Here is a 24,272-nt window from a genome sequence, read left to right as displayed (position 1 = left end):
TGACAAAGGTCTCCCGCCCCGGGGTGTGGCGGATTGTGACGCCGGAGCCGCCGGACTGGAGTGGGGGCGGCAGACGAAGGCCGCCTTCACGGCCTCACCGAGCGCACCCGGCTGGAGCGGAACATTGCCTCACCGCGACACGTGCCACCACTCCGCGGTCGCCGCCCTGGCGGCCTCCGCCGCCCTGGTGACCGGTCTCGTCCTCGCGCCCGCCGACGCGGTGCAGGGCGAGGCGCAGCGTCTCATGTACGTGCACGTCCCGGCGGCCTGGACCGCCTACGCCGCGTTCACCGTCACGGCGGTCTCGGGCCTGGCCGTCCTGGCCCGCCGCGGCACGGTGTGGGACCGGGTGGGCCGGGCCGCCGCGGAGCTCGGCGCGGGGATGACGGCCCTCGCCGTGGCGCTGGGCATGATCTGGGGACGGCCGGTGTGGGGCGTCTGGTGGACGTGGGACCCGCGCCTGGTCGCCACGCTCGCCATGCTGCTGGCCTTCCTCACCTGCCTGGCGGTGCGGCGGTGGCACGGCGACGCCGCCCGCGGGGCCCGGGGCGCGGCCGTCGCGGGGGTGGCGGGCTTCGCGATGGTGCCCGTCACGCACTTCTCCGTCCTGTGGTGGCGGACGCTGCACCAGCCTCCCTCGGTGCTGCGCCCGCCCGGGGACGTGCCGGTGGACCCGCCGATGCTGGCCGCCCTGGCCGCCGGGGTCCTGGCGTTCACCCTGCTCGGATGTCTGGTGGTCGCCCGGCGGGTCCGCGCGCTGGACGCCGCCGCGGCGGCCCCGGCGGAACACGTCAGCCGCGCCGCGCTGGGGAGGGCCGCGTGACCGGCTGGGGATGGGTGTGGGCCGGATACCTGCTCACCGCCGCCACCTGGGCGGCGTACCTGCTCCGATCGGGCAGGCGACAGTCGTGATCCCGCCCCGCCGGCGGCTCCGGCGCCCCCCGTCCGCTCCGTGGCCGCGGCGCCGCCCGCTCCCGGACCGGGTACGGCGCCGCCTGCCGCTGTTGCTCGTCGGCGTCGCCGCGCTCACCCTCGGCGCCCTGGCGTTCTCCGGGATCGGGGACGGGATGGTGTACTACCGCACGCCCACCGAACTCGCCGGGCACGACGCCGGGCGGACCGGCCGGCTGCGGGTCGGCGGGCTGGTGCTGCCGCACTCGGTGCGGGCCGAGGGGGACGCCCTCCGCTTCCGGCTGAGCGACGGCGTCGGCACCGTGGAGGTGCTCCACCGGGGCGAGGTGCCGCCGGTGTTCCGCGAGGGGCAGGGGGCCGTGGCCGAGGGCGTGCTCGGTCCCGGCGGGGTGTTCCGCTCGGACCGCCTGATGGTCAAGCACTCCGACGAGTACCGCGCCGCGGAGCCGGCCCGGTGAAGTGCCTGCTGGGAACGCTCGCGCTCTGGGCCGGCGCGGCGGGTTCGGTGGTCGCCGCCCTCGCCTGGGCCGGTCTCGCCGGACGCCGTACGGCGATGGCCGCCACGGCGGCGGCGTCCGGCTGTGCGGCGGCGGCGTTCGCCGTCCTGGAATGGGCTCTGCTCACCCGTGACTTCCAGGTCGGATTCGTGACCCGCAACGGCGGGCGGGGCGTCCCCTCCTACTACACCTTCACCAGCCTGTGGTCGGCCGTCGAGGGCTCGCTGGTGCTGTGGGCGCTCGTGCTCACCGGGTGCGCCCTCGTCGCCGGGCTCGGCCGGGACGAGGGACCGCACCGGCGGATCGCGATGGCCGTGCTCATGACGCTGTGCGCGTGCTTCCTCGCCCTCGTCCCGCTGGCCGCGAACCCCTTCCGGGAGGTCGCCGCGCCCCCCGCGGACGGCCCCGGGCCCAATCCCCTGCTGCGCGGCCACCCCCTCATGGGGATCCATCCGCCGCTGCTGTACCTCGGCTACCTCGCCCTGGCCGTGCCGTTCGCCCTCGGGGTCGCGAGCCTGGTCGCGGGGCACGCCGGGCGTCCGGTGGTGCGGGCGATGCGGCGGTGGACGCTCGCCGCCTGGGCCGCGCTGACCGCCGGCATCGTGCTGGGCGCCTGGTGGTCCTACGGCGTGCTCGGCTGGGGCGGCTACTGGGAGTGGGACCCGGTGGAGAACGCCTCGATCGTCCCGTGGTTCACCGCGACGGCGTCCCTGCACTCGCTGGCCGTACGGGACCGCCACGGCTCGCTGGGGCCGTGGTCCGCGGCGCTCGCGACGGCGGGGTTCCCGCTGGCGCTGCTGGGGACGTTCCTCACCCGCGGCGGGGCGGTCGCCAGCGTCCACTCCTTCACCCGGTCCGCCGTGGGCCCGCCGCTGCTGGGCATCCTCACCGCGACCCTCATCGCGACCTGCGGCCTGCTGGTGTGGCGGGCCGGGCGGCTCCGCCGGGCCGGGGAGGTCCCCGGCGGAGCCGGCCGCGGGACGGCGGTCGGGGGCGCCTCCGGTGACGGCCGCGGGGCGTCGGCCGGGAGTGCACGCGGTGACGGCCGGGGGACGCTGGTCGGGGGCGCCTGCGGTGACGGCCATGGGACGCCGGTCGGGGGCGCCTGCGGTGACGGCCATGGGACGCCGGTCGGGAACGCCTGCGGTGACGGCCGGGGGACGTTGGTCGGGGCCGGTGTCGCGCTGCTGGTCACCCTGGCGTTCACCGTGCTCCTCGGCACCCTGTACCCGCTGGTCGTGAAGGTCCTCGTCGGGGCGGACGTCTCCGTCGGCCCGCCGTACTTCGACCGGGTGACCGTCCCGCTCGCCCTGGCGCTGCTCGTGCTCATGGCGGTGGCCCCGCTCGTCCCCCCGAACCGGGCGCGGCCGCCGCTGCGGCGGCTGGCCTGGCCGGTCGCGGCGGGCGCGGCGACCGTCGCGACCCTCGGCTTCGGCAGGTTCGGCGGGTTCGGCAGCCCCGGTGGATTCGGCGGCTCCGGTGGTCCCGGCGGCGGTCACGGGCCCCTGCCGCTGGTCGCCTTCGGGCTCGGGGCGTTCGTCCTCGCGGCCACCGCGCTCCGCGTCCGCGAGGTCGCCGGGCGGCACGGCCCTGCCGCGCCGGTCCGCGCGTCCGTCCGGCGGCGACTGGGCGGCTCCGCCGTCCACGCGGGGGTCGCGCTGGCCGCCGTGGCGATCGCCGGCTCCTCGGCGTACACCCACGACGCGCGGGGACGCCTGGAACCGGGGGACACCCTGCGGGCCGGCGGCTATGTCCTGCGGCTCGACGGCGTGGAACGGCGGCGTGACGCCGACGCCATGTCCGTCGCCGCGCGGGTGAGCGTCTTCGAGGACGGCCGCCCGGCCGGGACCCTGCGTCCGTCGATCACCTTCTACCCGGCGAGCGGCGCGCCCCCGGTCGGCGTCCCCGCCGTGCGCACCGGGCCGCTGGCCGACCTCTACGTCACCGTCTCGGAGGTGGATCCGGCGGACGGTACGGCGGTGCTGCGCGCGGCCGTCAACCCGCTGATGGCCCTGCTGTGGACCTCCGGAGCCGTGATGGTGCTCGGCGCCCTGGCGGCCCTGCCCCGCCCCGGGGCGCGGCGTCTGCGGCGTTCACGGCAGGCGCGGTGGGCGCGGCGCCCGTGGCGGGCGCGGTGGGCGCCGTCCGCGGGGATCGGCGGGACCGAGACACCCTCCGTGGCGGTGCGGGAGGACCCGGGCGGACCCGGCGTGGACAGCCGCGAGACCGTGGGAGGGCCGGCCCGGTGAATCCGACGGACCCGACAGGGCCGGTGGACCCCACAGACCCGATGAGCCCGGCGAACCCGGCTGATCCGGCAGGCCCGGGAAGTCTCACGGACCCGGCCGGTCCGGTGAACACGGTGGATCCGCCGGCCCCGGCCGGTCCCTCGCGGAGATGGCGTTATCCCGCGCTGCTCCTGGTCGCCGCGGCGGTGATGGCCCTGTCGGCGGTCCTCGCCCGCGGTCTCGCGCGCGGACCGGCGGAACCGGCGGTGCCCGCCGACCGGCCGGCCCCGAAGCTGTCCGGCACCACCCTGGACGGCACGCGGTTCACGCTCGGCGAGCTGCGGGGGCACGTCGTGCTCGTGAACGTCTGGGCGTCCTGGTGCGAGTCGTGCCGAGAGGAGTTCCCGCTCGTCGTGGAGATCGCGCGGCGGCTCGGCCCGCGAGGACTGCGGATCGTGGGGGTGGACACCCGCGACACCCGGGAGGCCGCCCGGCTGTTCCTGCGCGAGTCCGGCGTGACCGACGTGAGCGTCCCTGTCCAGCTCTTCGACCCGGACGGCCGGCTGGCCCTCGAACTCGGCGTGCTCGGCGTGCCGGAGACCTTCCTGGTCGGCCGGGACGGCCGGATCGCCGACCGCGTGCTCGGCCCGGTGACACAGCGGTGGATCGACCGCGCCGTACTGCCCCGGCTCACGCGATGAGACGCCACCCCGCGCCTTCGGGCCGCACCGCGGCGTGCCGCTCCACGTCCCCGGATCACATCGTGGACCGCCCCTTGAGACGCCGGCTCGCGGTCGCGGGGCTGATCGTTCTCGTGGCGCTCGCCTGCGCGGCGGTGTGGCGTGCCGGCCGGAGCGAACCGGCCCTCGGCGAGCGCGTCATGGAGGTGGCCGCGACGCTGCGCTGCCCCGACTGCCAGGGGCTGTCCGCCGCCGAGTCGCCGTCGAAGCTGGCCGGGGCCATGCGCGCGGAGATCGGCCGCCGGCTCACCCGGGGCCGGGATCCCGAGTCGATCCGGGAGTACTTCGTGCGGCGCTACGGCGAGCGGATCCTGCTGTCACCGCCGATGTCGGGAGCCTCGGCGGCCCTGTGGGCGCTCCCCGTCGTCGTGCTGGCCGCGGGCTGCGCCGCCGTCGTCCGCACCGCCCGCCGGAACGGGCGGGGCCCGGAACGCGGGAACGGGGAGGACCGCCGGGAACATCCCGTGACGCCTGCCGAAGCACACCCCTCCGGAGCAGGTGTTCCCCCGTCGCGGTCCCGCGCCGGGCTCGCCGGGGCGGTCCTGCTGACGGCGGCCTGCGCCGGGGGCGTCGCCGCCGCGGCGCTCGCCCGGCCCGACGGCGTTCCGGCCCCCGCCCCGGCCCCCGTCGTCTCCGCCGCCGCCCCGAGGACCGGGGAACCACCGGAGAGCCCGGACTCCCTGCTCGCCCTCGGCCGCGACCTGGACGCCCGCGGTGAGACCGAACAGGCCGTACAGGTCTACCGCGAGGCCGTACGGCTCGGCCCGCGCGACCGCACGGCCCGCCGCCTCCTCGGCCTCGCCCTGATCAGGGCCGGGCGGCCCGCCGAGGCCGTACCGGTGCTCCGCCCGCCGGACGGGCGTTCCCCCCGTGACCCCGATGTCCTGCTGGCGCTCGGAGCGGCGGAGATCACCGTCGACCCGCCGGCCGGGCGGCGGACGCTGCGGCGGTTCCTGCGGTTCGCCCGCCCCGGGCATCCCGCGATCGCCGCGGTCCGCCGCGTCCTGAGAGAGGAGACCGCGTGATGCGGCGTTCCCTGGCCGTCTCGGCCGCCCTGGGCCTCCTGTCCCTCCCGGCCGCCGCCTGCGGCGGTCGGGCGACGACGGTTCCGCCGAGGGAGCCGGTGTCCCGGACGAACGTCGGGCTGACCGAGTGGCGCGTGGGCGTGCGGGACCCCGTGCTCGCCCCCGGCAGGGTCGCGCTCGACGTCACCAACGCCGGGACCACCGCCCACGACCTCGTCGTCACCGGCCCCGGTGTGTCCGCCAGGACGCCCGTGCTCCCTCCGGGAGGCACCTTCGTGCTGCGCTTCACCGCCCGGCCCGGAACCCGCCTGGAGTTCTTCTGCTCCGTCGCCGGCCACGACGGGATGGGCATGCGCACCCACGCCAGGGTCGCCGGTGTGCTCGCCGGGGCCATCGGCGCGTGAACGTCCCGGCCGGGACGCGGGTCGTCCCGGCCACGGCCCGGAGCCTGTCCCGAATCCGGGCCGTGGCCGGGGCGCGGGTCGTCTCGGCCACGGCCCGGAGCCTGTCCCGAATCCGGGTTCCGTCCCAGGTCCAGACCCGGTTCCCGGCCCTGATCTCGATTCCGGTCCGGGCCAGCGGCGGACGGGTCCGCCGCCGTCCGCGGGCGGCCCATCTCAGCAGCGCGGCCACCGCGACCAGGGCCAGTGCCCGCCGCAGCCGGCGCGGGCGGCGGCGAGACCCGCCCTTCTTCTCCCCCGGCCGTTCACCCTCCTCCTCGGGCGGCCCGTGGACCGGGACCCCGGGGTAGGCCGCCTCCGCGCTCCCGCGGGCCTCCTCCTGGCTCTGGTACTCCAGGTTGCTCCGCAGCCGGGTCTCGCCGCCCTCGCCGTCCTCTTCCCCGGGGTGGACGTACCGCCAGCCCCAGTAGCCGTTCGGCTGCCGCCATACCTCGGTCCGCTCCCCGCCCGTCATGACCGGCTTCCCTCATCCGGGGCCTCGCCCGGAGCGGTCAGCTTCGGGGCGTCGCCGGCCGGGACCACCAGCCGGCCCGACCTGTCGTGCGGCGGCTCCGGCGGCCGGCCGCCCTCGTCGCCGCGCGGCGGGACGATCTCGCGGCGTACCCTCACCAGGTGCCGCGGGCGCAGCGTGAGCAGGGTCCGGTCGGGGTTGTCACGCAGCGCCCTGGCCAGCGTGTACGCCACGGCCGCGACGACCAGCGGCACGACGATCACCACGGCGCGCATCGCCCGCATGATGCCCAGGACCGGGATCTGCGTGAACCGGGCCACCACGTCGTTGGAGGACGCGCCGAGGAGCAGCGCGAGGAAGGACACCGCCCAGGCCCCGACCGCGACCCGCGCCGGCCGGTCCCGGGGCCGGTCGAGCACCTGGTGCCGGTCCCGGTCACCGGTCAGGCGCCGGTCCACCCAGGGCCAGACGTACATGAGGAGGATGACGACCGCGGGGAAGAACACACCGGGCAGGAACGGCGACGGGACGAGATAGCCGAAGACCCGGAACTCCACGGCGGGGAAGATGCGGAGCATCCCGTCCACCCAGCCGAGGTACCAGTCCGGCTGGGCGGGCGCGGTCACCGCCGCCGGCTCGTACGGCCCCCACACCCAGACCGGGTTGATCTGGGCGAAGCCCCCGAAGCCGAAGACCACCGCGAGCACCGCGCACAGCAGGGCCAGGGACCGGATGCCGTAGGTCGGCCAGAGCTTCGACCCGACCACGTTGTGGTCGTTGCGCCCGGGGCCGGGGAACTGCGCGTGCTTCTGCCTGATGATCACCGCCAGGTGGACGCCGAGCAGGGCCGCGATGAGCACCGGGATGAGGAGGACGTGCAGGATGTAGAGCCGGGGGATGATCGGGTCGGCCGGGAACTCGCCGCCGAAGAACAGGAACTGGACCCACGGCCCCGCCACCGGTATCGACAGCGCGATCGCCGACGCGACTCTCAGGCCGCTGCCGGACAGCAGGTCGTCGGGGAGCGAGTACCCGGCGAAGGACGTGGCCATCCCGAGGACGAACATCGTCAGCCCGGTCACCCAGTTGATCTCCCGGGGCTTGCGGAACGCACCGGTGAAGAAGATCCGGCACATGTGGACGATGATCGCTCCGATGAAGAACAGCGCCGACCAGTGGTGGGCCTGCCGCATCAGCAGGCCGGCCCGCACGTCCCAGCTCAGCTCGACGGTCGAGGCGTAGGCGGCCGACACGGTGGTCCCGCGCAGCGGCGCGTAGCCGCCGCTGTAGACGCGGTCGGCCATGCTCGCGTCGTAGAAGAACGTCAGGAAGACACCGGTGGCGACGAGCGCCACGAAGGAGTAGAGGGCGATCTCGCCCAGCATGAACGTCCAGTGGTCCGGGAAGACCTTGGCCAGCGCCAGCCGGAGCTGCGGCGCGATCCGCAGCCGGGCGTCCAGCCAGCCCATGCTCCGCCGCACCAGCCACCGCGTGATCATGTCTTCCTCCAGTAGCCGGGACCGGGCGGGCCCGAGAGGCCGCCCCGGGCGACGAGCGTCCCGTCGGCGCCCACCCCGAGCGGCAGCTGCGGCAGCGGCCGGGCGGCAGGTCCGGCGACCGGCCTTGCCCCGCCGAGGACGTCGAAGAGCGACTGGTGGCAGGGACACAGGAGCTGCTGGGTCTGCTTGACGTACAGCCCGACCGGGCAGCCGGCGTGGGTGCAGAGCTTGGAGTAGGCCACCAGGCCGTCGACGGTCCAGTTCTCCCGCCCGGGGGGCAGCTCCAGGTCGGCCGGGTCCACCCGGATGAGCAGCACCGCCGCGTCGCCGATCCCGGCCCGTCCCTCGGGGAACACCGTGACCACGCCGCCTTCGGCGACGTCGCCGGGCCGTACCGGCCGGCCCCTGTCGTTCACGACGCGGGCGCCTGCCCGCCAGGGGGTGTCGGCGAGGGCGCGCCACGGGTTCGGGCCGCGCGCCAGCAGTGACCGGATCGGGAAGAGCGCGGCCAGGCCCAGCACGCCGAGTGCGAGGGTCAGCATCCTGCGGGGCAGCGCCGTCCGGGTGAGGGGGGCCTCGTCGCGGGCGAACTCCGAGGCCAGGGCGCGGCGTTCGGGCAGCGGCGAGATCATCGGCTCCCGCTCCTCCACGAACGGCCCCTGGGGCAGGAGCGTGCGCGCCCAGAGGGCGAATCCCACCGCGAGCCCGGCGAACGCCACCAGGAGCCCGAGCCCGAGCAGCTGGGTGTCGTCGCCGAGGACGTACATCGCGGCGAAGAAGGCGGCGGCGAGGGCGGCCACCCCGAACGCGACGGCGACGTGGCGCTCCGCCCGGCGCCGGGGCCCGCTCACCGCGCCCTCTTCCCGAGGAGGCGGATGACGATCAGCAGCAGGCCGATGCCGAAGACCCACGCCACGAGGCCCTCGGCCACCGGCCCGACCCCGCCCAGCTTCGCCCCGCCCCGGTCGTCCGTACGGCGCAGCGCGAGGATGTAGCCGATGATCGAGTTCACCTCCGCGTCGCTCAGCGTCCCCTGTGAGAACTGGGGCATCGTCCCGGGGCCGATCCGGATCGCCTCGGCGATCTGGGTGGATGAGGGGTACATGAGCGACGGCGCGTAGCGCCCGTCGGGCAGCGCCGCACCCACCGCGCTCGCGGAGTGACAGGAGGCGCAGTTCTGCAGGTAGAGGGTGGCGCCCAGCCGCACGTCACCCGGGGCGACGCGCGGGATCGGCTCGCCCCGGCCGAGGGTGGACACGTAGGCGATCAGCGCGTCGATGTCGTGGCGGCCGAAGGCCGGCTTGCCGCGCCGCGGCACGGCGTCGGGCGCGGGCAGCGGCATCCGGCCGCTGGAGACCTGGTAGTCCACGTCGGCCGGTCCGGCGTCGCGCAGGCTCGGGCCGTTCTGGCTGCCCCCGCCGTCCTGGCCGTGGCAGCCGGCGCAGGTCGCCCGGTACAGCTGCCGCCCGCGGGCGAACGGATCGTTGGTGACGGAGGACGGGACCGGCCTCGGGGACGGCGGCCACGGCTCGCTCCGCGCCCCGGGTGCCGAGGACCGCGGCCACGGCTCGCTCCGCGCTCCGGCGTCCGCCGGCCCGCCGGACAGCGCGCCCGCGCCCGCGGCGGCCACCACCAGGAGCAGCGCACCCCGGGCGGCGTGCTTCACGGTGTGCTTCGCGGCGTGCCGTACGGCCTGCCCCAGGGTGTGCCGGGCCGTGTCCCGGGCGGCGCCCCGAACGGTCCGCCGGGTGACGTGCCGGGCGGGTCCCGGCCGGTGGTCGTGGTACCGCATCGGTCACCTCAGCGTGAACAGGTAGGCGGCGATGTCCCGCGCGTCCTCCTCGGTCACCCCGAGGTTCGGCATCGCGTTGCCGGGCACGACGCCCTGCGGGTCGCGGATCCAGCGCTGCAGGTTCGGCCCGTTGTTCTGCAGCACCCCGGCGATGTAGCTCCGCCGGCCGAACGCGGTGAGCGGCGGCCCCACCGTCCCCTCCGCGCCCTGCACGCCGGGGATGGTGTGGCAGGAGGAGCAGCCGTACACGCTGATGAGCCGCTGCCCGCGCTCGGGGTCGCCGCCCTGCACCTCCGGCGGCGGGAAGCCGGACCGGCCGCCGCCCGCGCCGCACCCGGCGAGCGGACCGGCGGCGAGCGCGCACAGCGCCGCCAGTGCAGCCAGGGCCGCCGCCCGCCGGGCCCCCTGTCCCACCGACCCCGCCGCTCTCATGGGCGCGCCTCCTCGGAGGGGACCCGCTCGGGGACCTCCGGCACGCGCGGCGGCGACGTACCGTCCTCCCCCGCGGATCCGCCCATCCACCGCAGGAACAGGGCGATCATCACGGCGAAGTAGACCAGGTCGGCCGGCACCCACATGACCAGGCCGGCGAGCTGCTGGTCGGTGAGCGGGTCCACGCCGATCCCGGCCGCCTCGGCGGCCTGCAGCGGGTACAGCGGGGCCCGCGCCAGGGTGAGGACCGCGCCCAGCGCCGCCGCGGGCAGCATGGTCACGAACAGGTAGAGCAGCGCGACGGGCCCGCCGATCCGGTGCCTGCCCGGGGTCAGCAGGTGCCACCACAGCAGCCAGGCCGCGCCGAGGAAGCACAGGTGCTCGATCACGTGCACCGGCTCGACGGCCAGGGCGAGGTCGTAGGGGACCGGCAGGTGCCAGAACCACAGCACCACGGTGTGCAGCAGCCAGGCGGTGACCGGCAGGTAGAGCAGGCGCAGCAGCGGCAGGTTCCGCGCGGCGTGCCGTACGGAGGCGAGGCCGTGACGCCACCGCGGCGGCAGCGTCAGCGGGACCACCAGGCCGGGCGCCCCGGCCGCCAGGAGGGGCGCGGCCACCACGACGAGGACCATGTGCTGCGCCATGTGCGCGAAGAGCCGCTCGTCGGCCGCGTGGTCCAGCGGCGGCAGGAGCGCGACCGCCACCGCGAGCAGCCCCCGGCGAAGCAGGCGGCCCGGACCGTGCCGAGCCGCCGGGCGCCCGCCCGCACCGAACGGAGCCGCGGGCCGGAGAACGCCCGCAGGCCCCCGAGGTAGGCGGCGGCCAGCAGGAGGAGCCAGCAGACCACCGCGAACACGTCCCACTTCCACGGCCCGGCGCCGCCGCCGTGGGCGAGGAGCGTCATGTCTGGACGCATGGCGGCAGCATCACCACGGCGAGGCCCCCCATCAGGATCATGAGCACGGAGAACACGTCCAGCCAGAACCCGATCTGGAGCATGAAACGGACCCGGTCCGACTTCCTCCCCGGGGGTTCGGGCGGGTCGCGCCGCCACAGCAGCAGGTCCACGACGAGCGCGGCCACCGCGACGACGGCGGGCAGCCCGGTGGCGACGGCGGCGAAGACGACCACCGGGATCCCGCCGATGAGACCGCCACCATCGACGCAGGTCAGCTCGACCACGCTCCACGCGAAGACGATGTGGAGGGACCACGCGATCACCCCGCCCAGCACCGCGAACCACAGCGGTCCCGGCCGGGTACGGCGGGCCTTCCCGGGCTCCCCGGGCTCCCCGGGCTCCCCGGGCCTCCTGGACGCTCCGGCCTCCCCGGGGCGTCCCCCGGAGCCCGGGGCGGCGGATTCGGTCTGCTCGGACATGGCTCTCACAGGTGCGGGCTGAGGTAGATGGTGAAGAGGATGGTGATCCAGACGGCGTCGACGAAGTGCCAGTAGAACGCCACGAGCCTGACCCGCTCGTGGTGCCGGCTGCCGAGCTTCCCGGCCAGCGCCGCGATCGTGACGAAGACCAGCATCACCAGGCCGACGATCACGTGCAGGCCGTGGAAGCCGGTGATGACGTAGAACAGCGAGCCGTAGACGTTGGTGGACCAGACGAACTCGCCCAGCTTGGTGGCGTACTCGGTGGCCTGCAGGCCCAGGAACGCCGCGCCGAGCGCGAGGGTGAACGCCAGCCCCGCCCGCAGTTGCGCGGTACGGCCGCGCCGTACGGCCAAGTCGGCCCAGACCATCGGGCCGCTGCTGGAGAGCAGCAGCACGGTCATGATCAGCGGTTTGGACAGCTCGGGGTCCTTGATCCCGCCGGGCGGCCAGGGGCCGGCCGTGGAGAACCGGATGTAGAAGTAGGAGCCCAGCAGGCAGGCGAAGATCGTCGCCTCGGTGGTGATGAACAGCACCATGCCCCACCAGGCCGGGGTCCGCCCGCTGGGCGGCTTGCCGTGCGGCGGCGCCGGCCCGATGGGCCGGATGGGAACCCACTCCCCCGTGGCGGTCATGCCCCTGCCCCCTTCTCCGTCTTCTCCTTCTCCTTCTCGGCCTCCTGCTCGGCCGCCGCGTCCTGCTCGGCCGTCTCCCGGGCCTTCTCCCCGGGGGCGTGGCCGGCCTCGCGCCTGCTCCACCGCGGCCACAGCCACCGGCCGATGACGAGGACGGCGACCACGCCGGCCGCCACCGCCAGGACGTACACGCCGAGCAGCAGCCCCAGCACCGCGAGGAACAGGCTGACCGCGGTGAAGAACGGGACCGGCGTGTGCTCGGGCATCTCCAGGGCCACCTCGGGCTCGGCGTCGAGCTCGCTGGTCACCAGCAGCTCGTGCCCCTCGGCCAGCACCCGGTCCTTGAAGCGCGCCCCCTCGGCGAAGGAGTCCAGGCTCCCCTGGTCCCACAGCGGGTGCACGCTGTGCACGGTCGGGATCACCGGGAAGTTGTACGGGCGCGGCGGGGAGGCCGTGACCCATTCGAGGGTCTCCCCGCCCCACGGGTCGGGCGGGGCCTGCGCCCCTTTCCACAGGCTGTGCGCGAACGTGCCCAGCGTGACGAGCAGTCCGGCGAGCAGCAGGTACGCGCCGAGGCTGGAGAGCAGGTTCCACAGGTCCCAGTCCAGGCCGCCGGGGTAGGTGTACACCCGGCGCGGCATGCCGAGCAGCCCGGAGATGTGCATGGGGAAGAAGGTGAGGTTGAACCCGGCGAAGACCAGCCAGAAGGACCACTGCCCGCCCCGGACGCCCGTCAGCCTCCCGGTCATCTTCGGCCACCAGTAGAAGACACCGCCGATCATCGGGAAGACGGCGCCGCCGAACAGCACGTAGTGGAAGTGCGCCACCACGAAGTAGGAGTCGGTGACCTGCTGGTCGAACGGCACGATGCCGAACATGACGCCGGTGACCCCGCCTATCACGAACACGACGAGGAAGCCCATCGCCCACATCATCGGCACCCCGAGCACGACCCGGCCCATGAGCATGGTGCCCACCCAGGCGAACATCTGGATGCCCGAGGGGATCGTGACGATCATGCTGGCCGCGGAGAAGAAGGTCAGCGAGAGCTGCGGCAGCCCCACGGCGAACATGTGGTGCACCCACACGCCGAAGCTGATGATCCCCACCGCGACCATGGCCAGCACGAGCAACGGGTAGGCCATGATCGGCCGCCGGGAGAAGGTCGGGATGATCGCCGAGACGATGCCGAGCGCGGGCAGCACGATGATGTACACGTCTGGGTGGCCGAACAGCCAGAACAGGTGCTGCCACAGCACCACGTCCCCGCCCGCGTCCGGCTGGAAGAACCGGGTGCCGAACCTCCGGTCCAGGAACAGCATGGCGTTCGCCGTGTTGAGCGGCGGCAACGCGAAGATCAGCAGGAACGCGGTCACCACGAGCGCCCAGACGAAGATCGGTACCCGGTTGAGCGTCATGCCCGGGGCCCGCAGCTTGAGGGAGGTCGCGATGAAGTTGATCGATCCGGAGGTGGTGGAGACGCCGAGGAAGAGCAGCCCCAGCGAGTACACGTCCATGTTGATGCCGGGCTGGTACTTCGGCCCGGTGAGCGGGACGTAGGCGAACCAGCCGCCGTTGGGCGCCCGGCCGAAGAGCAGGCTGGTGAACAGGATCACGCCCGCGAACGTGAAGACCCAGTAGGTGAAGGCGTTGAGCCGGGGGAAGGCCATGTCGCGCGTGCCGAGCAGGAGCGGCAGCAGGAAGTTGCCGAACCCGAACGACATCGGCGTCGCGAACAGGAAGATCATCGCCGTGCCGTGCAGCGTGAACAGCTGGTTGTACGCCTCGGGGGTGAGCAGATCCCCGTTCGGCGTGATGAGCTGGGTGCGCAGGGCGGTGGCGTCCAGTCCGGCGAGCGCGAAGAACACCGCCGCGGTGACCAGGTAGCGCCGGCCGATCCGCTTGTGGTCGACGGTGGTGACCCAGGCCCGCAGGCCGTGCTCCTCCGGCCAGTGCCGCCCGACCCGCCCGCCGGCCGTCTCCTCGGTGACGCCGTACGCGTGGGTGGCGTTGTCGATGCTCATCCCGATCCCCTAACGCAGCGTCTCGAGGTAGGCGATGAGCGCCTGCAGCTGTTCCGAACCCAGCGGCTGCGGCGGCATCCTGTTGCCGGGCTTGATCGTCTGGGAGTTGGAGATCCAGCCGCCGAGGTAGCCGCGGGTGTTGGGCACGGTGCCCGCCGCGAGGTATCTCCGGCTCGCCAGGTGGGTGAGGTCGGGGCCGATCCGCCCGTTCGCGGTGGTCCCGCGTACGGCGTGGCAGGAGGCGCAGGAGCCCGATTCGAGCACCCGCAGCCCCTGGGCCGCCAGGCCCCCGGGCGGGGCCGGCGCGGGCCGGGCCTGCCCGGTGAGCCAGGCGGCGAACTCGGCCGGCGGCTGGGCCACGACGTGAAAGGCCATCCGGGCGTGCTGGAGCCCGCAGTACTCCGCGCACTGCCCCCGGTAGACGCCGGGACGGTCGGTGCGCAGCCACAGGTGGTTCGTCCGGCCCGCGACGAGGTCGGTCTTCACGTTGAGCTGCGGCGCCCAGAAGCTGTGGTTGACGTCGGCGGTGCGCAGCCTCAGGTGGACGGTCCGCCCGGTCGGCATGTGGATCTCGTTGGCGGTGACGACCCCGGAGCCGGGATAGCTCACCTCCCACCACCACTGGTGGCCGAGGACGTCGATGGTGAGCTGGTCGGGGTCCTTGGGGTCCCCGATGGCGCGCAGCGTGGGCAGGCTGATCACGTAGACGAGGACCAGGACGATGGCGGGCAGGATGATGCCGGTGATCGTCACGTACCGTTGCCCGGTGTCCATCCGGGCCCGCACCCCCGGCCGGCGGCGGCGGGTCGCCGCCCACAGCACGAGGACCACGATCACGGCGGTGACGAACAGCGAGATGCCGAACATGAGCCACCATAGCCCCGCCACCCGTCTGGCGCCGTCGCCGTACGGCGTCAGCGTCGACTGACCGGACCCCGAGCAGGCGGAGAGGGGAAGGACCGCGAGCGCGATCCACGGCCACCTCGCCGACCGTGGCGGGAGGGGCCGTGGCCACGCCGGAGGTGGCCGGAAGCGTGCCGGAAGTGGCCGGGAGCGTGCTGGGAGGGGCCGTGGCCGTGCCGGCCGCCGTCTCGCCATCACCCGCCCCCGCTCGCGTCCGTCCGCGTCCGGACGGAGAAGCCGAGCCCGCGGCTTTCCGCCCGAGGCGCCGGCGGGAGGAGGTCACCTGGCCGGCGAACGGACGTACGGACGTCCGCGACCCGGCGGTGAACGGCGCACCGATCCCTGATTACGTTCAGTAGTCAGTGATACCAGACATGTCCGCGTCCGGCCGTGAAGGACCCACCCGGGTGCGTACCGGGTCCCGGCCCGGGAACGGGCGTCGTCTAGACGTCGGGCCAGCCGAGGGGATGGGCGTCGTCCACCGGCGGCTCGCCGCCCGCCTCGTTGAAGGCGGTCATCGCCGAGATGAGGGCGTGGCGCTGCTCGGCGGACATCCGGGAGACGATGCCGGCGATCTCCTCGCGGCGCCGGGCGGTGACCTCGTCGACGATGCGCCGCCCCTCCGGGGTGAGGCGCATCAGGGTCTCCCGCCGGTTCCGCGGGTTGACCTCGCGGACCACCAGCCGGGAGGCGGCGAGGCGGTCGGCCATCCGCATCGCCGTCGAGGGGTTGACGTTGAGCCGTTCGGCCATCGTGACGAGCTTGGTCTCCCCGTGGCTCGTCAGGACGACGAGCATGCGGAACTGCGGCAGGGTGATCCGGTCCTCGACGGCGCCGAGGGATCGGGCGGCGATGGCGACGAGCAGGCGTGAGCCGGTGAGCACCGCGGAGATGACCGCGGAGGGGTCGTCCTCCCCGTCCGTGTCCGCCCGGTTCGCCCGGTTCGCCTGATGCTCCGACATATGGTCTGTTCTACACGGCGCCTCCGACGGCCCCGCTCCCACCTGGTCCGTTCCGCCACGGGTGCGGCCCGCCGTCCCGGAGTCGCCACCCTGGAGCCGCGGCTCGCCGTCCCGGTGCCGCCGCCCGCCGCCCATCGCTCTCGCGCCGCCGCGGGCTCCGGCGGCGCCCCGGGCCCGGCCCGTCGCGTCCGCCCGGATCCCCGGAAGCGCCGTCACCCGTCCTCTCGGGACGGCGCCAGGTGCTCGGCGGCCTCGTCGACCGTCGCGTACGCCCGGATCTCCCGCGTCAGCCCGGTGAGCGCGAGCAGGCGGGCGAAGCGCGGCCGGACCCCGCTGAGCACCAGCCGCCCGCCGGCCGCCCGCACGCCGCGCAGCCCGCCCACCAGGACGCTCAGCCCCGACGAGTCGCAGAAGAGGAGGTCCTCGGTGTCGATGACGATGTGCGGCGGGGTGATGAGCGCCATCGCCTCCGAGAGGCGGGCCCGCAGGAGGGGCGCCGCGGCGAGGTCGAGCTCTCCCGCCAGCCGCAGGACGACGACGTCGCCGCGCAGTCCGGTGGTCACGGAGAAGGCGGCAGGTCGACCGTGGCCCGTTCTTTCCCGCACGACATCCTCTTCGCCCGCTCGCCGGGGCGGTGGTCGCCCTCGCGAGCGGCCCTTCATCCGGTTCGCCCAAGCCCGTCGGCACACGGCCCGAGCAGCTTGCCGACCCATCATTGCACAGTGCAATGGATACCGGAAAAGGCGTCCTGGCCGCGCCACAACTCCCAGCGCAGGTCCATTGACCAGCGGGTTCACGTTTTTCGCGGCTTTTTACCATATCTGGCCGGGCAGGAGAGAAGCGGTATCCACCGGATAACGATTGGCTGGCAACGCCATCCCGCCGGTGCCGGCGACCGTCTCAGAGAAGCATGAAGATGCTGATGCTTCGGCTGGCCCACGCCCTGCGCATGATGCGGGCGCGGACTCTGACGAGCCACCTCCCGGCCACATCTCTGGAGTATCTGTACGTTCATTTCGGCCGCGAGATCCTGGCCCAGGCCGCCATGGACCGGGCCCTGTCCGACGCGATCGCCCGCGAGGTCGCCGTCATCGACGAGACCCTTCGGCGGGAGGGCGCCCGCCCCGGCCCCGTGGAGCTGCGCTCCTTCCTCATGGGGTACGGCCAGGGCGTGATCGACTCGGCCGTGATCCGCCCCGACCTCGTCGCCCAGGACACGAGCTGCGACAGCCCCTACCCCAGCTCGGTCGTACGGCTGGGCGCGCTCAGCCAGAAGGCGTTCGCCGACGGCCTGCTGCGGCTCCGGCCGGGGATCTGACGAACCGGCCCGGCCGGGAAACGCCCATATGCCGGCGGGAGGGGAAAAGAACCGAGAAAACCCCTAGTGTCTTTTTCCGGCGGACCGGATCCGGTCCGCCGGAGATCGACGGACCTGGCGAGGAAATCTCATGACATATCCAGAACCGCGTTATCTAGGCGCCGATGGGGAGATCAGCGCCACCTACCGCCCGGCCGATCACGAGCCCGAGCTGACCTACCACTCCGGCAACACCGTCCACTACCTCGCGACCGGGGCGACCACCAACGGCCGGTTCGGCCTCTACCGGTGGGAGATGGGCCCGCAGCCGAGCGGCCCGAGCGCGCACTTCCACCGGTCGATCTCCGAATCGTTCTTCATCCTCACCGGGAGCGTGCGGATCTACGACGGCACCCGCTGGATCGACACGGCCCCCGGGGACTTCGTCCACGTGCCCGAAGGCGGGATCCACGCCTTCCGCAACGAGTCGGGCCAGCCCGCGTCGATGCTGCTGCACTTCGCGCCCGGAGCACCGAGGGAGGGCTACTTCGAGGGGCTCGCGGAGTTCGCCGTGTCGGGCCGGCCCACCGACGAGGAGCTGACGGAGTTCTACTTCCGCCACGACACGTTCTGGGTTTGAACTCCTCCCCGGCCCGAAGGCCGGAGCACCGGCCCGCGTTTTCGGACGCGCCCGGCCGGCCGGTGACGCGGCACGGCCGGTGCCCGATCGTCTGGCGGATCGGCGACGGGCGGCGTTCACGCCGTCGCGGCTGATCAGCGGCGGATCAGCGACGGGTCAGCGGCGGGTCAACCCGCCGCCCGGCTCGGACCGGTGATACGCCGCAGAGGCGAGGACCCGGTCAAGCGTCTGACCGGGGTGCGGAGCGGCGGGATGTCCCACCTCTCGCGGGTCGTCGCGAGGGAGTAGAAAAGTGCCGATCACCGCCGATACCGGGGGCCGCGATGCTGCGCGAGCGGATGAAGAACACATTGGGGATCGGCCGGTGCCCGGCGCGCGCCCGGCGGGGGCGGCGCCGGCCCTGGGCATGCCGGGCCCTGGTCGCGCTCCTGGCCATGACGCCGACGGCGCCCGCCTCCGCGGACCCCGGCGGCCGGAACCTGGTCTATGTCACCAACTACGCCGACGGCACCATCTCGGTGATCGATGACGCGGCCGGCCGGGTCGTCCGCACCTTCCGCGTCGGCGGCAGTCCGGGCAGGATCGCCGCCGGTCCCGACGGCCGCCGTCTTTACGTCACCGACTTCGTCGCCGGGAAGCTGTCGGTGATCGACACCGTCACCGGTGCCGTGGCCGCCACCGTCCCCGTCGGCAAGGCCCCCTTCGGCGTGGCCGTCAGTCCCGACGGCCGGCGGGCCTACGTCGCCGACTTCGGCGGCGGCGGCCTGTCGGTGGTCGACACCGTCACCGACACGCTCACCGGCACCGTCGACACGGGCGTCACCCCCGTGGAGGCGGCGCTCAGCCCCGACGGACGGCGCGCCTACGTCACCGACTTCGAGTCGGGGACGGTGACGGTGATCGACACCGCCACCCTCGCGGTGGTCGGCACCCTCCACGTCGGCGGCGGCCCCTGGGGAGTGCGGGTCACCCCCGACGGGCGGCGGTTGTACGTCACCGAATTGCAGCAGAGCGTCGTGAGAGTGATCGACATCGCGACGGGTGAGACCGCCACCGAGCTGGACGTCGGCAAAAGCCCTCGTGTCGTCAGGTTCAGCCCCGACGGGGCCCGTGCCTACGTCGGCAGCGCCTACTTCAACACCGTCTCGGTGATCGACACCGCGGCCCTGAAGGTCGTCGCCGTCATCGAGGTCGGTGACGGTCCACGGGTGATGGCCGTCACCCCCGACGACTCCCGGCTGTACGTGGCCAACCAGATCTCCGACACCGTCTCGGTGGTCGATATCGCCACCAACACCGTCGTGGCGACCATCCCCGTCGGTGACCAGCCCCTCGGCGTGGTCATCGCCCCCCGCCCGGCCGCCACCGGGGGCGTCCCGGTCTCCCGGCCGGCCCACTCGGGCGCCGGGCGGAATCCCGGTACGGTCGCCGGGCGGAACCGCTGCACGGCCACCGGCCGGGAACGGCACGCGGCGGCCACCGCCGCGCACGTTCGCACCGTCCGGCACGACGGCCGCGCCCTCTGTGCGGTCGACGTCTCGTCACGCCGCCCGCTCCGGCGCCGTGACGCTCCGCCCGGAGGTCTTCACGGCCGGCGCGCGGCCGCCTCGTGCTCCTCGATCCGCCGCTCGGCCCAGTCGGCCCACTCGCGCTGCATGGCGTTGAAGCGCAGTCCCCACTCCAGGGCCAGCCGGCCGTAGAACGCCAGGTCGTCCTCCTCGGCCGAGACGGCGTCGCTCAGCGCCGCGAGGTCGCGCTCGGCCTCCGCGGCCGTCTCCGCCAGCCGCCGCAGGTAGGCGCGCGCCTGTCCGGGCTCGACCTGCCCCAGGAAGAAGACGCGCAGGAGCGTGTCGCTGCGGCCCGTCCGCGTCGGCGCGACCTCGGTCAGCCAGCGCCGGAGCTCGGCGCGGCCGGTGTCGGCGATGGCGTACTCCTTGCGGCCCCGCGGCCCCTCGGCGACCACCTCCACCAGCCCGGCGTCCGCCAGGCGGCCCAGCTCGGCGTAGACCTGGCTCTGGGTGGCGGGCCACACGTTGGCCAGCGAGACATTGAAGATCTTCAGCAGGTCGTAGCCACTGGCGGGCCCTGCGGCCAGGAGACCCAGCAGCGCGTGTCGAAGGCTCATACCCTCACCCTATATTCCTATATTGACATGTCACAACAGGAGGTTCTATTCTCGACCTGTCTAAATAGGAATGTCAGGAGAGCCCCCAATGGCCCGCAGTCTGCTCGGTTTCCTCCCGTGGATCGCCTACGCCGTCGTCGCCACGAGCGACGAGTGGCGCTACGGCGCGATCCTCGGGCTCGTCATCGCCGTGGGAGTGATCGTCATCGACCGCCGGGCGGGCAGGACCTGGGACCAGATGGTGATCGAGGTCAGCGCGGCGGCGTTCTTCCTGCCGATCACCGTGATCTCCTTCGTGAGCCCAGGCTCCCCGCTCATGCCGTACGGCCCGGCCCTGGTCAACGCCTGGCTCGCGCTCACCGCCTGGGGGTCGCTGGCCGTCCGGCGGCCGTTCACCCTGGGCATCGCCCGCCGGACGACCCCGCCGGAGGTGTGGCGGACCCCGCTGTTCCTCCGGGTCAACGTCGTCATCACCATGGTGTGGGGGGTGGCCTTCACCGTCGCCGCCGTCGCGCTCGCCGTCCTGCTGCACGAGGCCCCGCACGCCACCGCCGCCGTCGTCACCGTCAAGATCCTCAGCTTCGCCGTACCGGCGGTCTTCACGGTCCGCTACCCGAAGGCCGTCGCCGCCCGGCACCTCCGGCCCGCCGGCCACACCGCCTGATCCGCACCGTCCGGACCGATCCGCCGATCACGTCGAGTCCTGGATCCCCGACGGGAACGGCCGACCCGGCCGGCGGCGCGCCCGCCACTCCCACGAACGCCGCGTTGAGCGACCTGACGATCACTCTCCGATACGATCGGATTCCTGTCATGATCATCGGAACACGGTCTCGACGTGGGGAGAGACGTGAAGAACCACAACCGGGCGAGCCTCGCCCACCAGGTCGGATACGCCCTCCGCCGCCCCGGGCGGATCCCCCGGCACCTCAGGCGCGTGACCAGGAACGCCTGGCTCCGGCTGCGCACCTCCGACCATGTCGGCTACTACCGCGCCATCATGAGGTCCGAGGCCGCCCGCGGCGCCCACGCGGCCACCGGCAGCAGGTCGCACCGGCGCTGGCTGGCCATCGGGCAGATGCAGTTCGACTACCTCGTACGGCACGGCCTCGCGCCCGGTCACCGCATGCTGGAGATCGGCTGCGGCAACCTGCGCGCGGGACGCCTGTTCATCGGCCACCTCGACACCGGCGACTACTACGGCGTGGACATCTCCCCCGACATCCTGTTCGCCGCCCAGGACGTCGTCGCCGACTACGGCCTGCGCGAGAAGCTCCCCCACCTCACAGTGATCAAGGATCTGCGCTTCGAGTTCCTGCCCGACGCGATGTTCGACGTGGTGCACGCGCACAGCGTGTTCTCCCACTCCCCGCCGGAGGTGATCGAGGAGTGTTTCGAGCACATCGGACGGATCATGAAGCCGGGCGGCTGGTTCGACTTCACCTTCGACCGCACCGAGGGGCAGGAGCACCAAGTCCTCGGTGAGGACTTCTACTACCGCACCGAGACCCTGGTCGCCCTCGCCGAGAAGCACGGCCTGCGGGCGACGTTCATGGACGACTGGGAGAGGCTCCCCCACAAGCAGTCCAAGATCCGCGTCACGCTCCCGGATCGCGTCGCCGCCGACACCCCCCGCCCGGGCGTCGCGACGGTTCCTCCCCAGGCTCCCGCCGCCGAGGTCCAGCGCTGACGGACCCGGCCCGGAAACCGGGCCCGCCGGGCGGCGCTCAGGCCACGGCCCGGCGATAGGCGCCCGGAGTGACCCCGTAGCAGCGGACGAACCACCGGGTCAGATGCCCCTGGTCGGTGAACCCGGTCTCCGCCGCGACGTCGGCGATCGGCGCGCCGCCCGCCAGCAGCTCGCGGGCCGCCCGCAGACGGAGCTGCCGCCGGTAGTCGCTCGGTGCCATGCCGTACACCGCCTGGAAGGCGCGGTAGACGGCGAAGCGGCTGGAGCCGGCCGTCGCGGCCAGCTCGTCGGCGGTCATGTCGGTCCGGTGGTCCGCCCGCAGCGCCTCGGCCGCCCGCGCGACGAGGACGGCCGCCCCGCGGGAGGCCGGCTCCCGACGGCTCCGCCCGGAGCCGGAGGCCGCGGCGCGGCCGGCCATGGCGCGGACGGCGGCATCGAGCAGCTCGTCGCGGAGCAGCGCGGGGCGCCGCCGAGCAGCGCCGCGTGCAGCCTGCGCAGCGCCGTCGCGAGGACCGGGTCGTGGACGACCGGGTCGGGGAACAGGGGCAGGCCCACCGGGCGGCCCGCGGCGTCGGACAGCGCGCCGGCGACGAGTTCGGGGGCGAGGTGGACGATCCGGTAGGTGAAGCCCAGCTCGTCGCCCGCCCGGCCGTCGTGCGGCTCGTCGGGGTTGAACGCCAGCACCATCCCCGCCGTGCTCCGGTGTCCCCCGCCCCGGCAGGTGAACGCCTGCACCCCCGCGTCGGTGACCCCGAAAGAGTAGGTCTCGTGGCTGTGCCGGTGGTAGGTGTGCCGCTCGAAGTGGGCGTGCATCGCCTCCAGCCCCGGGCGGGGTGACCTCCAGTACCGGGACCAGTCACGCGGCATGCGTCCATTGTCCCGCCGCACGAGCGTCCAAGACCCGCCGGGGACCATGCGGCCAGGCTGTGCCCATGCGTTTCGATACGAAGATCGGCATCGTGGTCCGTGAGGACCTCGCCGTCTGGCAGAAGCTCAACGTCACCGCCTTCCTGGCGAGCGGGGTGGCCGCCGGAGGGCCGCGGGTGACGGGCGAGCCGTACGCCGACGGGTCGGGCAACACCTACCTCGCCATGTTCCGCCAGCCCGTCCTCGTCTACGCGGCCGACGCCCCGGGCCTGGCCGCCGCCCACTCCCGGGCGCTGACCCGCGGCCTCGACGTGGCCCTCTACACCGAGGAGCTGTTCAAGACCGACAACGACGACGACAACCGGGCGGCGGTGCTCGACGTGCCGGCCGAGGAGCTGCGCCTGGTCGGCATCGCGGTCCACGGGCCGCGGAACGCCGTCGACAAGACCCTCAAGGGGCTTCGGCTGCACCCGTGAGCCGCACCGCGGCGGGTCCGGTCCGGCCGGTCGGCCCCGTCCGCTCGGCCCACCGCACGGCCGGGCCCGTCGCCAGGCCCGCCAGCAGGAACAGCCCGCCCAGCGCGAACCAGCCCGGAGCGCCCCAGCCCACGACCATCGTGGTGAGCAGCAGGGGACCGAGCATCCTGGCGACCGCCGTACCGGCGCCGAAGAAGCCCTGGTACTGGCCCTGCCGGTCCGCCGGGGCCAGGCCGAACCCGATCTCCCAGGCCCCCGGCGCCTGCATCATCTCGCCGACCACCTGCAGGCAGGCGGCCACCACCAGGATCGCCCCGGCAGCCCAGGCCGAGGGGACGGCCGCGGACAACGCGAACACCGCGCACGAGGCGAGCATCGTCGCGCCGGCCCGCCGTACCGACCGGGCCGCGGAGGCGAGATCGGTCACCCCGCGGGCCATCCGCACCTGGAACAGCACCACGCCCACCGTGTTCAGCACCAGCAGCGCCGAGACCGTCCAGCCCGGTGCCCGGGTGTGCTGGGCGATCCACAGCGGGACGACCAGGCTGAGCATCGGCATGTACAGCAGCATGACCGTGTTCAGCAGGGTGACCAGGGCGTACGGCCGGTCGCGCAGTACGGCCAGCGCGGGCTCGCCGGGCGGGGCGGGCGGCGCGGGCGGCACCGGGGGGAGGCGGAGCAGCACCAGCGCCGCCACCAGGAAGCTCGCCGCGTCCATCGCGAACACCGCCAGATACGCCTCGCGCGTCCCGGCGTACAGGGCCAGCCCGCCGAGCGCCGCGCCGACCGCCAGCCCGGCGTTCACCGTGGCCTGGAGATACGCGCGGACCCGCGTCCGCTCCTCGGGCCCCACCAGCGCGGCGAGCAGCGCCTGACGGGCCGCCGCGAGGCCGCACTGGCAGCACCCGTACAGGCAGGCCGCCACGACGAACGCGCCGAACGACCCGGCGAGGAGGAACCCGGCGACCGCCGCGCCGGTCGCCACGGCCAGCAGCACGGCGACCCCCCGGGGCCCCCGCCGGTCGGCCAGGTGTCCGAGCGGGACCCCCGCGGCGAACCCGGCGGCCCAGCCGAGGGTCAGGCCGAACCCGACCTGCTCGGGGGACAGCCCGGCGACGCGGGTGAAGTACAGCGCCGAGCACACGTAGTACGCGCCGTCGCCGAAGGAGTTGGCGAGCTGCGCCAGCGCCAGGACGCGCGGCGCCCCGGGGGGCGGGATGATCCGGCCGGACATGTTCG

Annotated in this window: 28 protein-coding genes; 12 read left to right on the top strand and 16 right to left on the bottom strand. The window is 74.1% G+C overall.

The features are described 5' to 3' along the window. The first annotated feature begins 124 nt into the window (after nt 1–124). From ccsA to ACQP10_RS02000, 6 genes are all read left to right on the top strand, one after another. Entirely contained in the window at nt 125–823 is a 699-nt protein-coding gene (gene ccsA, locus ACQP10_RS02025) for a cytochrome c biogenesis protein CcsA (RefSeq protein ID WP_399498838.1), read from the top strand. Between the two features lie 85 nt (nt 824–908). Further along, the gene (locus tag ACQP10_RS02020) at nt 909–1,370 is read left to right on the top strand and encodes a cytochrome c maturation protein CcmE (RefSeq protein WP_346017997.1); all 462 of its coding nucleotides are present in this window, start codon (nt 909–911) and stop codon (nt 1,368–1,370) included. After that, complete coding sequence (locus tag ACQP10_RS02015) at nt 1,367–3,658, top strand: cytochrome c-type biogenesis CcmF C-terminal domain-containing protein (protein WP_433540775.1); 2,292 nt, start codon at nt 1,367–1,369, stop codon at nt 3,656–3,658. Before ACQP10_RS02020 ends, ACQP10_RS02015 begins: the two co-directional genes overlap by 4 nt. A 104-nt stretch (nt 3,659–3,762) precedes the next feature. Beyond that, nucleotides 3,763–4,338: a redoxin family protein gene (locus ACQP10_RS02010; RefSeq protein ID WP_433540774.1), complete on the top strand. Its 576-nt coding sequence runs from the start codon at nt 3,763–3,765 to the stop codon at nt 4,336–4,338. A 74-nt stretch (nt 4,339–4,412) separates the two neighbouring features. After that, nucleotides 4,413–5,402: a cytochrome c-type biogenesis protein CcmH gene (locus ACQP10_RS02005; protein ID WP_433540773.1), complete on the top strand. Its 990-nt coding sequence runs from the start codon at nt 4,413–4,415 to the stop codon at nt 5,400–5,402. Further along, nucleotides 5,399–5,806, top strand: a complete 408-nt coding sequence (locus tag ACQP10_RS02000) for a hypothetical protein (RefSeq protein ID WP_399498833.1) — start codon at nt 5,399–5,401, stop codon at nt 5,804–5,806. Before ACQP10_RS02005 ends, ACQP10_RS02000 begins: the two co-directional genes overlap by 4 nt. Before the next feature lie 507 nt (nt 5,807–6,313). On the opposite strand, the gene qcrB is transcribed toward ACQP10_RS02000, so the two are convergent. The 12 genes from qcrB to ACQP10_RS01940 form a co-directional block, all read right to left on the bottom strand. Continuing rightward, entirely contained in the window at nt 6,314–7,813 is a 1,500-nt protein-coding gene (gene qcrB, locus ACQP10_RS01995) for a cytochrome bc1 complex cytochrome b subunit (protein ID WP_433540772.1), read from the bottom strand. Then, nucleotides 7,810–8,664: a ubiquinol-cytochrome c reductase iron-sulfur subunit gene (locus tag ACQP10_RS01990; RefSeq protein ID WP_346018002.1), complete on the bottom strand. Its 855-nt coding sequence runs from the start codon at nt 8,662–8,664 to the stop codon at nt 7,810–7,812. The genes qcrB and ACQP10_RS01990 overlap by 4 nt, the downstream gene beginning before the upstream one ends. Next, a complete protein-coding gene (gene qcrC, locus ACQP10_RS01985; RefSeq protein ID WP_433540771.1) occupies nt 8,661–9,605 on the bottom strand; it encodes a cytochrome bc1 complex diheme cytochrome c subunit in 945 nt (314 codons plus the stop codon). The genes ACQP10_RS01990 and qcrC overlap by 4 nt, the downstream gene beginning before the upstream one ends. Nucleotides 9,606–9,608: 3 nt before the next feature. Continuing rightward, nucleotides 9,609–10,037: a c-type cytochrome gene (locus ACQP10_RS01980; protein WP_433540770.1), complete on the bottom strand. Its 429-nt coding sequence runs from the start codon at nt 10,035–10,037 to the stop codon at nt 9,609–9,611. After that, the gene (locus ACQP10_RS01975) at nt 10,034–10,717 is read right to left on the bottom strand and encodes a cytochrome c oxidase assembly protein (protein ID WP_433541868.1); all 684 of its coding nucleotides are present in this window, start codon (nt 10,715–10,717) and stop codon (nt 10,034–10,036) included. The genes ACQP10_RS01980 and ACQP10_RS01975 overlap by 4 nt, the downstream gene beginning before the upstream one ends. Further along, entirely contained in the window at nt 10,603–10,953 is a 351-nt protein-coding gene (locus ACQP10_RS01970; protein WP_433540769.1) for a hypothetical protein, read from the bottom strand. Before ACQP10_RS01970 ends, ACQP10_RS01975 begins: the two co-directional genes overlap by 115 nt. Further along, a complete protein-coding gene (locus ACQP10_RS01965) occupies nt 10,938–11,414 on the bottom strand; it encodes a hypothetical protein (RefSeq protein WP_433540768.1) in 477 nt (158 codons plus the stop codon). The genes ACQP10_RS01970 and ACQP10_RS01965 overlap by 16 nt, the downstream gene beginning before the upstream one ends. A gap of 5 nt (nt 11,415–11,419) precedes the next feature. Beyond that, nucleotides 11,420–12,049 (bottom strand): cytochrome c oxidase subunit 3, encoded by a 630-nt coding sequence (locus tag ACQP10_RS01960; protein ID WP_389992044.1) that lies wholly within the window; start codon nt 12,047–12,049, stop codon nt 11,420–11,422. Next, a complete protein-coding gene (gene ctaD / locus ACQP10_RS01955) occupies nt 12,046–14,073 on the bottom strand; it encodes a cytochrome c oxidase subunit I (RefSeq protein WP_433540767.1) in 2,028 nt (675 codons plus the stop codon). The genes ACQP10_RS01960 and ctaD overlap by 4 nt, the downstream gene beginning before the upstream one ends. A 9-nt stretch (nt 14,074–14,082) precedes the next feature. Beyond that, the gene (gene coxB, locus ACQP10_RS01950) at nt 14,083–15,171 is read right to left on the bottom strand and encodes a cytochrome c oxidase subunit II (RefSeq protein WP_346018009.1); all 1,089 of its coding nucleotides are present in this window, start codon (nt 15,169–15,171) and stop codon (nt 14,083–14,085) included. Between the two features lie 248 nt (nt 15,172–15,419). Continuing rightward, on the bottom strand, nt 15,420–15,938 hold the full coding sequence (locus tag ACQP10_RS01945; RefSeq protein WP_389992054.1) for a MarR family winged helix-turn-helix transcriptional regulator: 519 nt from the start codon (nt 15,936–15,938) through the stop codon (nt 15,420–15,422). A 212-nt stretch (nt 15,939–16,150) separates the two neighbouring features. Next, nucleotides 16,151–16,501, bottom strand: a complete 351-nt coding sequence (locus ACQP10_RS01940) for an anti-sigma factor antagonist (RefSeq protein WP_346018011.1) — start codon at nt 16,499–16,501, stop codon at nt 16,151–16,153. Between the two features lie 353 nt (nt 16,502–16,854). Between ACQP10_RS01940 and ACQP10_RS01935 the strand changes: the two genes are divergently transcribed. The 3 genes from ACQP10_RS01935 (at nt 16,855) to ACQP10_RS01925 (ending at nt 19,575) form a co-directional block, all read left to right on the top strand. Beyond that, on the top strand, nt 16,855–17,256 hold the full coding sequence (locus tag ACQP10_RS01935) for a hypothetical protein (protein WP_346018012.1): 402 nt from the start codon (nt 16,855–16,857) through the stop codon (nt 17,254–17,256). Between the two features lie 130 nt (nt 17,257–17,386). After that, nucleotides 17,387–17,875, top strand: coding sequence for a cupin domain-containing protein (locus ACQP10_RS01930; RefSeq protein WP_346018013.1), 489 nt, complete (start codon nt 17,387–17,389; stop codon nt 17,873–17,875). A gap of 338 nt (nt 17,876–18,213) precedes the next feature. Next, nucleotides 18,214–19,575, top strand: a complete 1,362-nt coding sequence (locus ACQP10_RS01925) for a beta-propeller fold lactonase family protein (RefSeq protein ID WP_433540766.1) — start codon at nt 18,214–18,216, stop codon at nt 19,573–19,575. On the opposite strand, the gene ACQP10_RS01920 is transcribed toward ACQP10_RS01925, so the two are convergent. Further along, nucleotides 19,461–20,000, bottom strand: coding sequence for a PadR family transcriptional regulator (locus tag ACQP10_RS01920; protein ID WP_346018015.1), 540 nt, complete (start codon nt 19,998–20,000; stop codon nt 19,461–19,463). The genes ACQP10_RS01925 and ACQP10_RS01920 overlap by 115 nt on opposite strands. A gap of 88 nt (nt 20,001–20,088) precedes the next feature. Here ACQP10_RS01920 and ACQP10_RS01915 point away from each other — a divergent pair, with 88 nt between their 5' ends. After that, entirely contained in the window at nt 20,089–20,664 is a 576-nt protein-coding gene (locus ACQP10_RS01915) for a hypothetical protein (RefSeq protein WP_346018016.1), read from the top strand. A 186-nt stretch (nt 20,665–20,850) separates the two neighbouring features. Further along, nucleotides 20,851–21,690, top strand: coding sequence for a class I SAM-dependent methyltransferase (locus ACQP10_RS01910; protein WP_346018017.1), 840 nt, complete (start codon nt 20,851–20,853; stop codon nt 21,688–21,690). 37 nt (nt 21,691–21,727) lie between these two features. On the opposite strand, the gene ACQP10_RS01905 is transcribed toward ACQP10_RS01910, so the two are convergent. Further along, complete coding sequence (locus ACQP10_RS01905) at nt 21,728–21,988, bottom strand: helix-turn-helix domain-containing protein (RefSeq protein WP_433540765.1); 261 nt, start codon at nt 21,986–21,988, stop codon at nt 21,728–21,730. Then, nucleotides 21,985–22,557, bottom strand: coding sequence for an AraC family ligand binding domain-containing protein (locus ACQP10_RS01900; RefSeq protein WP_433540764.1), 573 nt, complete (start codon nt 22,555–22,557; stop codon nt 21,985–21,987). Before ACQP10_RS01900 ends, ACQP10_RS01905 begins: the two co-directional genes overlap by 4 nt. Before the next feature lie 65 nt (nt 22,558–22,622). Here ACQP10_RS01900 and ACQP10_RS01895 point away from each other — a divergent pair, with 65 nt between their 5' ends. Beyond that, a complete protein-coding gene (locus ACQP10_RS01895; protein WP_346018019.1) occupies nt 22,623–23,033 on the top strand; it encodes a DUF2000 family protein in 411 nt (136 codons plus the stop codon). Here the strand turns inward: ACQP10_RS01895 and ACQP10_RS01890 are convergent. Then, on the bottom strand, nt 23,008–24,267 hold the full coding sequence (locus ACQP10_RS01890; RefSeq protein WP_346018020.1) for an MFS transporter: 1,260 nt from the start codon (nt 24,265–24,267) through the stop codon (nt 23,008–23,010). The genes ACQP10_RS01895 and ACQP10_RS01890 overlap by 26 nt on opposite strands. Nucleotides 24,268–24,272 lie beyond the last annotated feature (5 nt).

The organism is Streptosporangium sandarakinum (assembly GCF_050942225.1).
GTDB classification, from domain to species: domain Bacteria; phylum Actinomycetota; class Actinomycetes; order Streptosporangiales; family Streptosporangiaceae; genus Streptosporangium; species Streptosporangium nondiastaticum.
Note: the sequence above shows the minus strand (reverse complement) of the source record. Positions and strands in the feature narration are given on the sequence as shown.

Bases quoted from the DNA above. Each gene is read 5' to 3' on its own strand.
- ACQP10_RS01965 (WP_433540768.1), bottom strand. From the start codon at position 11,414: ATGTCCGAGCAGACCGAATCCGCCGCCCCGGGCTCCGGGGGACGCCCC.
- ACQP10_RS01945 (WP_389992054.1), bottom strand. From the start codon at position 15,938: ATGTCGGAGCATCAGGCGAACCGGGCGAACCGGGCGGACACGGACGGG.
- ACQP10_RS01890 (WP_346018020.1), bottom strand. From the start codon at position 24,267: ATGTCCGGCCGGATCATCCCGCCCCCCGGGGCGCCGCGCGTCCTGGCG.
- ACQP10_RS01930 (WP_346018013.1), top strand. From the start codon at position 17,387: ATGACATATCCAGAACCGCGTTATCTAGGCGCCGATGGGGAGATCAGC.
- coxB (WP_346018009.1), bottom strand. From the start codon at position 15,171: ATGGCGAGACGGCGGCCGGCACGGCCACGGCCCCTCCCAGCACGCTCC.
- ACQP10_RS01920 (WP_346018015.1), bottom strand. From the start codon at position 20,000: ATGAGCCTTCGACACGCGCTGCTGGGTCTCCTGGCCGCAGGGCCCGCC.
- ctaD (WP_433540767.1), bottom strand. From the start codon at position 14,073: ATGAGCATCGACAACGCCACCCACGCGTACGGCGTCACCGAGGAGACG.
- ACQP10_RS01970 (WP_433540769.1), bottom strand. From the start codon at position 10,953: ATGCGTCCAGACATGACGCTCCTCGCCCACGGCGGCGGCGCCGGGCCG.
- ACQP10_RS01925 (WP_433540766.1), top strand. From the start codon at position 18,214: ATGAAGAACACATTGGGGATCGGCCGGTGCCCGGCGCGCGCCCGGCGG.
- qcrC (WP_433540771.1), bottom strand. From the start codon at position 9,605: ATGCGGTACCACGACCACCGGCCGGGACCCGCCCGGCACGTCACCCGG.
- ACQP10_RS01905 (WP_433540765.1), bottom strand. From the start codon at position 21,988: ATGACCGCCGACGAGCTGGCCGCGACGGCCGGCTCCAGCCGCTTCGCC.
- ACQP10_RS01935 (WP_346018012.1), top strand. From the start codon at position 16,855: ATGCTGATGCTTCGGCTGGCCCACGCCCTGCGCATGATGCGGGCGCGG.
- ACQP10_RS01980 (WP_433540770.1), bottom strand. From the start codon at position 10,037: ATGAGAGCGGCGGGGTCGGTGGGACAGGGGGCCCGGCGGGCGGCGGCC.
- qcrB (WP_433540772.1), bottom strand. From the start codon at position 7,813: ATGATCACGCGGTGGCTGGTGCGGCGGAGCATGGGCTGGCTGGACGCC.
- ACQP10_RS01915 (WP_346018016.1), top strand. From the start codon at position 20,089: ATGGCCCGCAGTCTGCTCGGTTTCCTCCCGTGGATCGCCTACGCCGTC.
- ACQP10_RS01900 (WP_433540764.1), bottom strand. From the start codon at position 22,557: ATGCCGCGTGACTGGTCCCGGTACTGGAGGTCACCCCGCCCGGGGCTG.
- ACQP10_RS01895 (WP_346018019.1), top strand. From the start codon at position 22,623: ATGCGTTTCGATACGAAGATCGGCATCGTGGTCCGTGAGGACCTCGCC.
- ACQP10_RS01960 (WP_389992044.1), bottom strand. From the start codon at position 12,049: ATGACCGCCACGGGGGAGTGGGTTCCCATCCGGCCCATCGGGCCGGCG.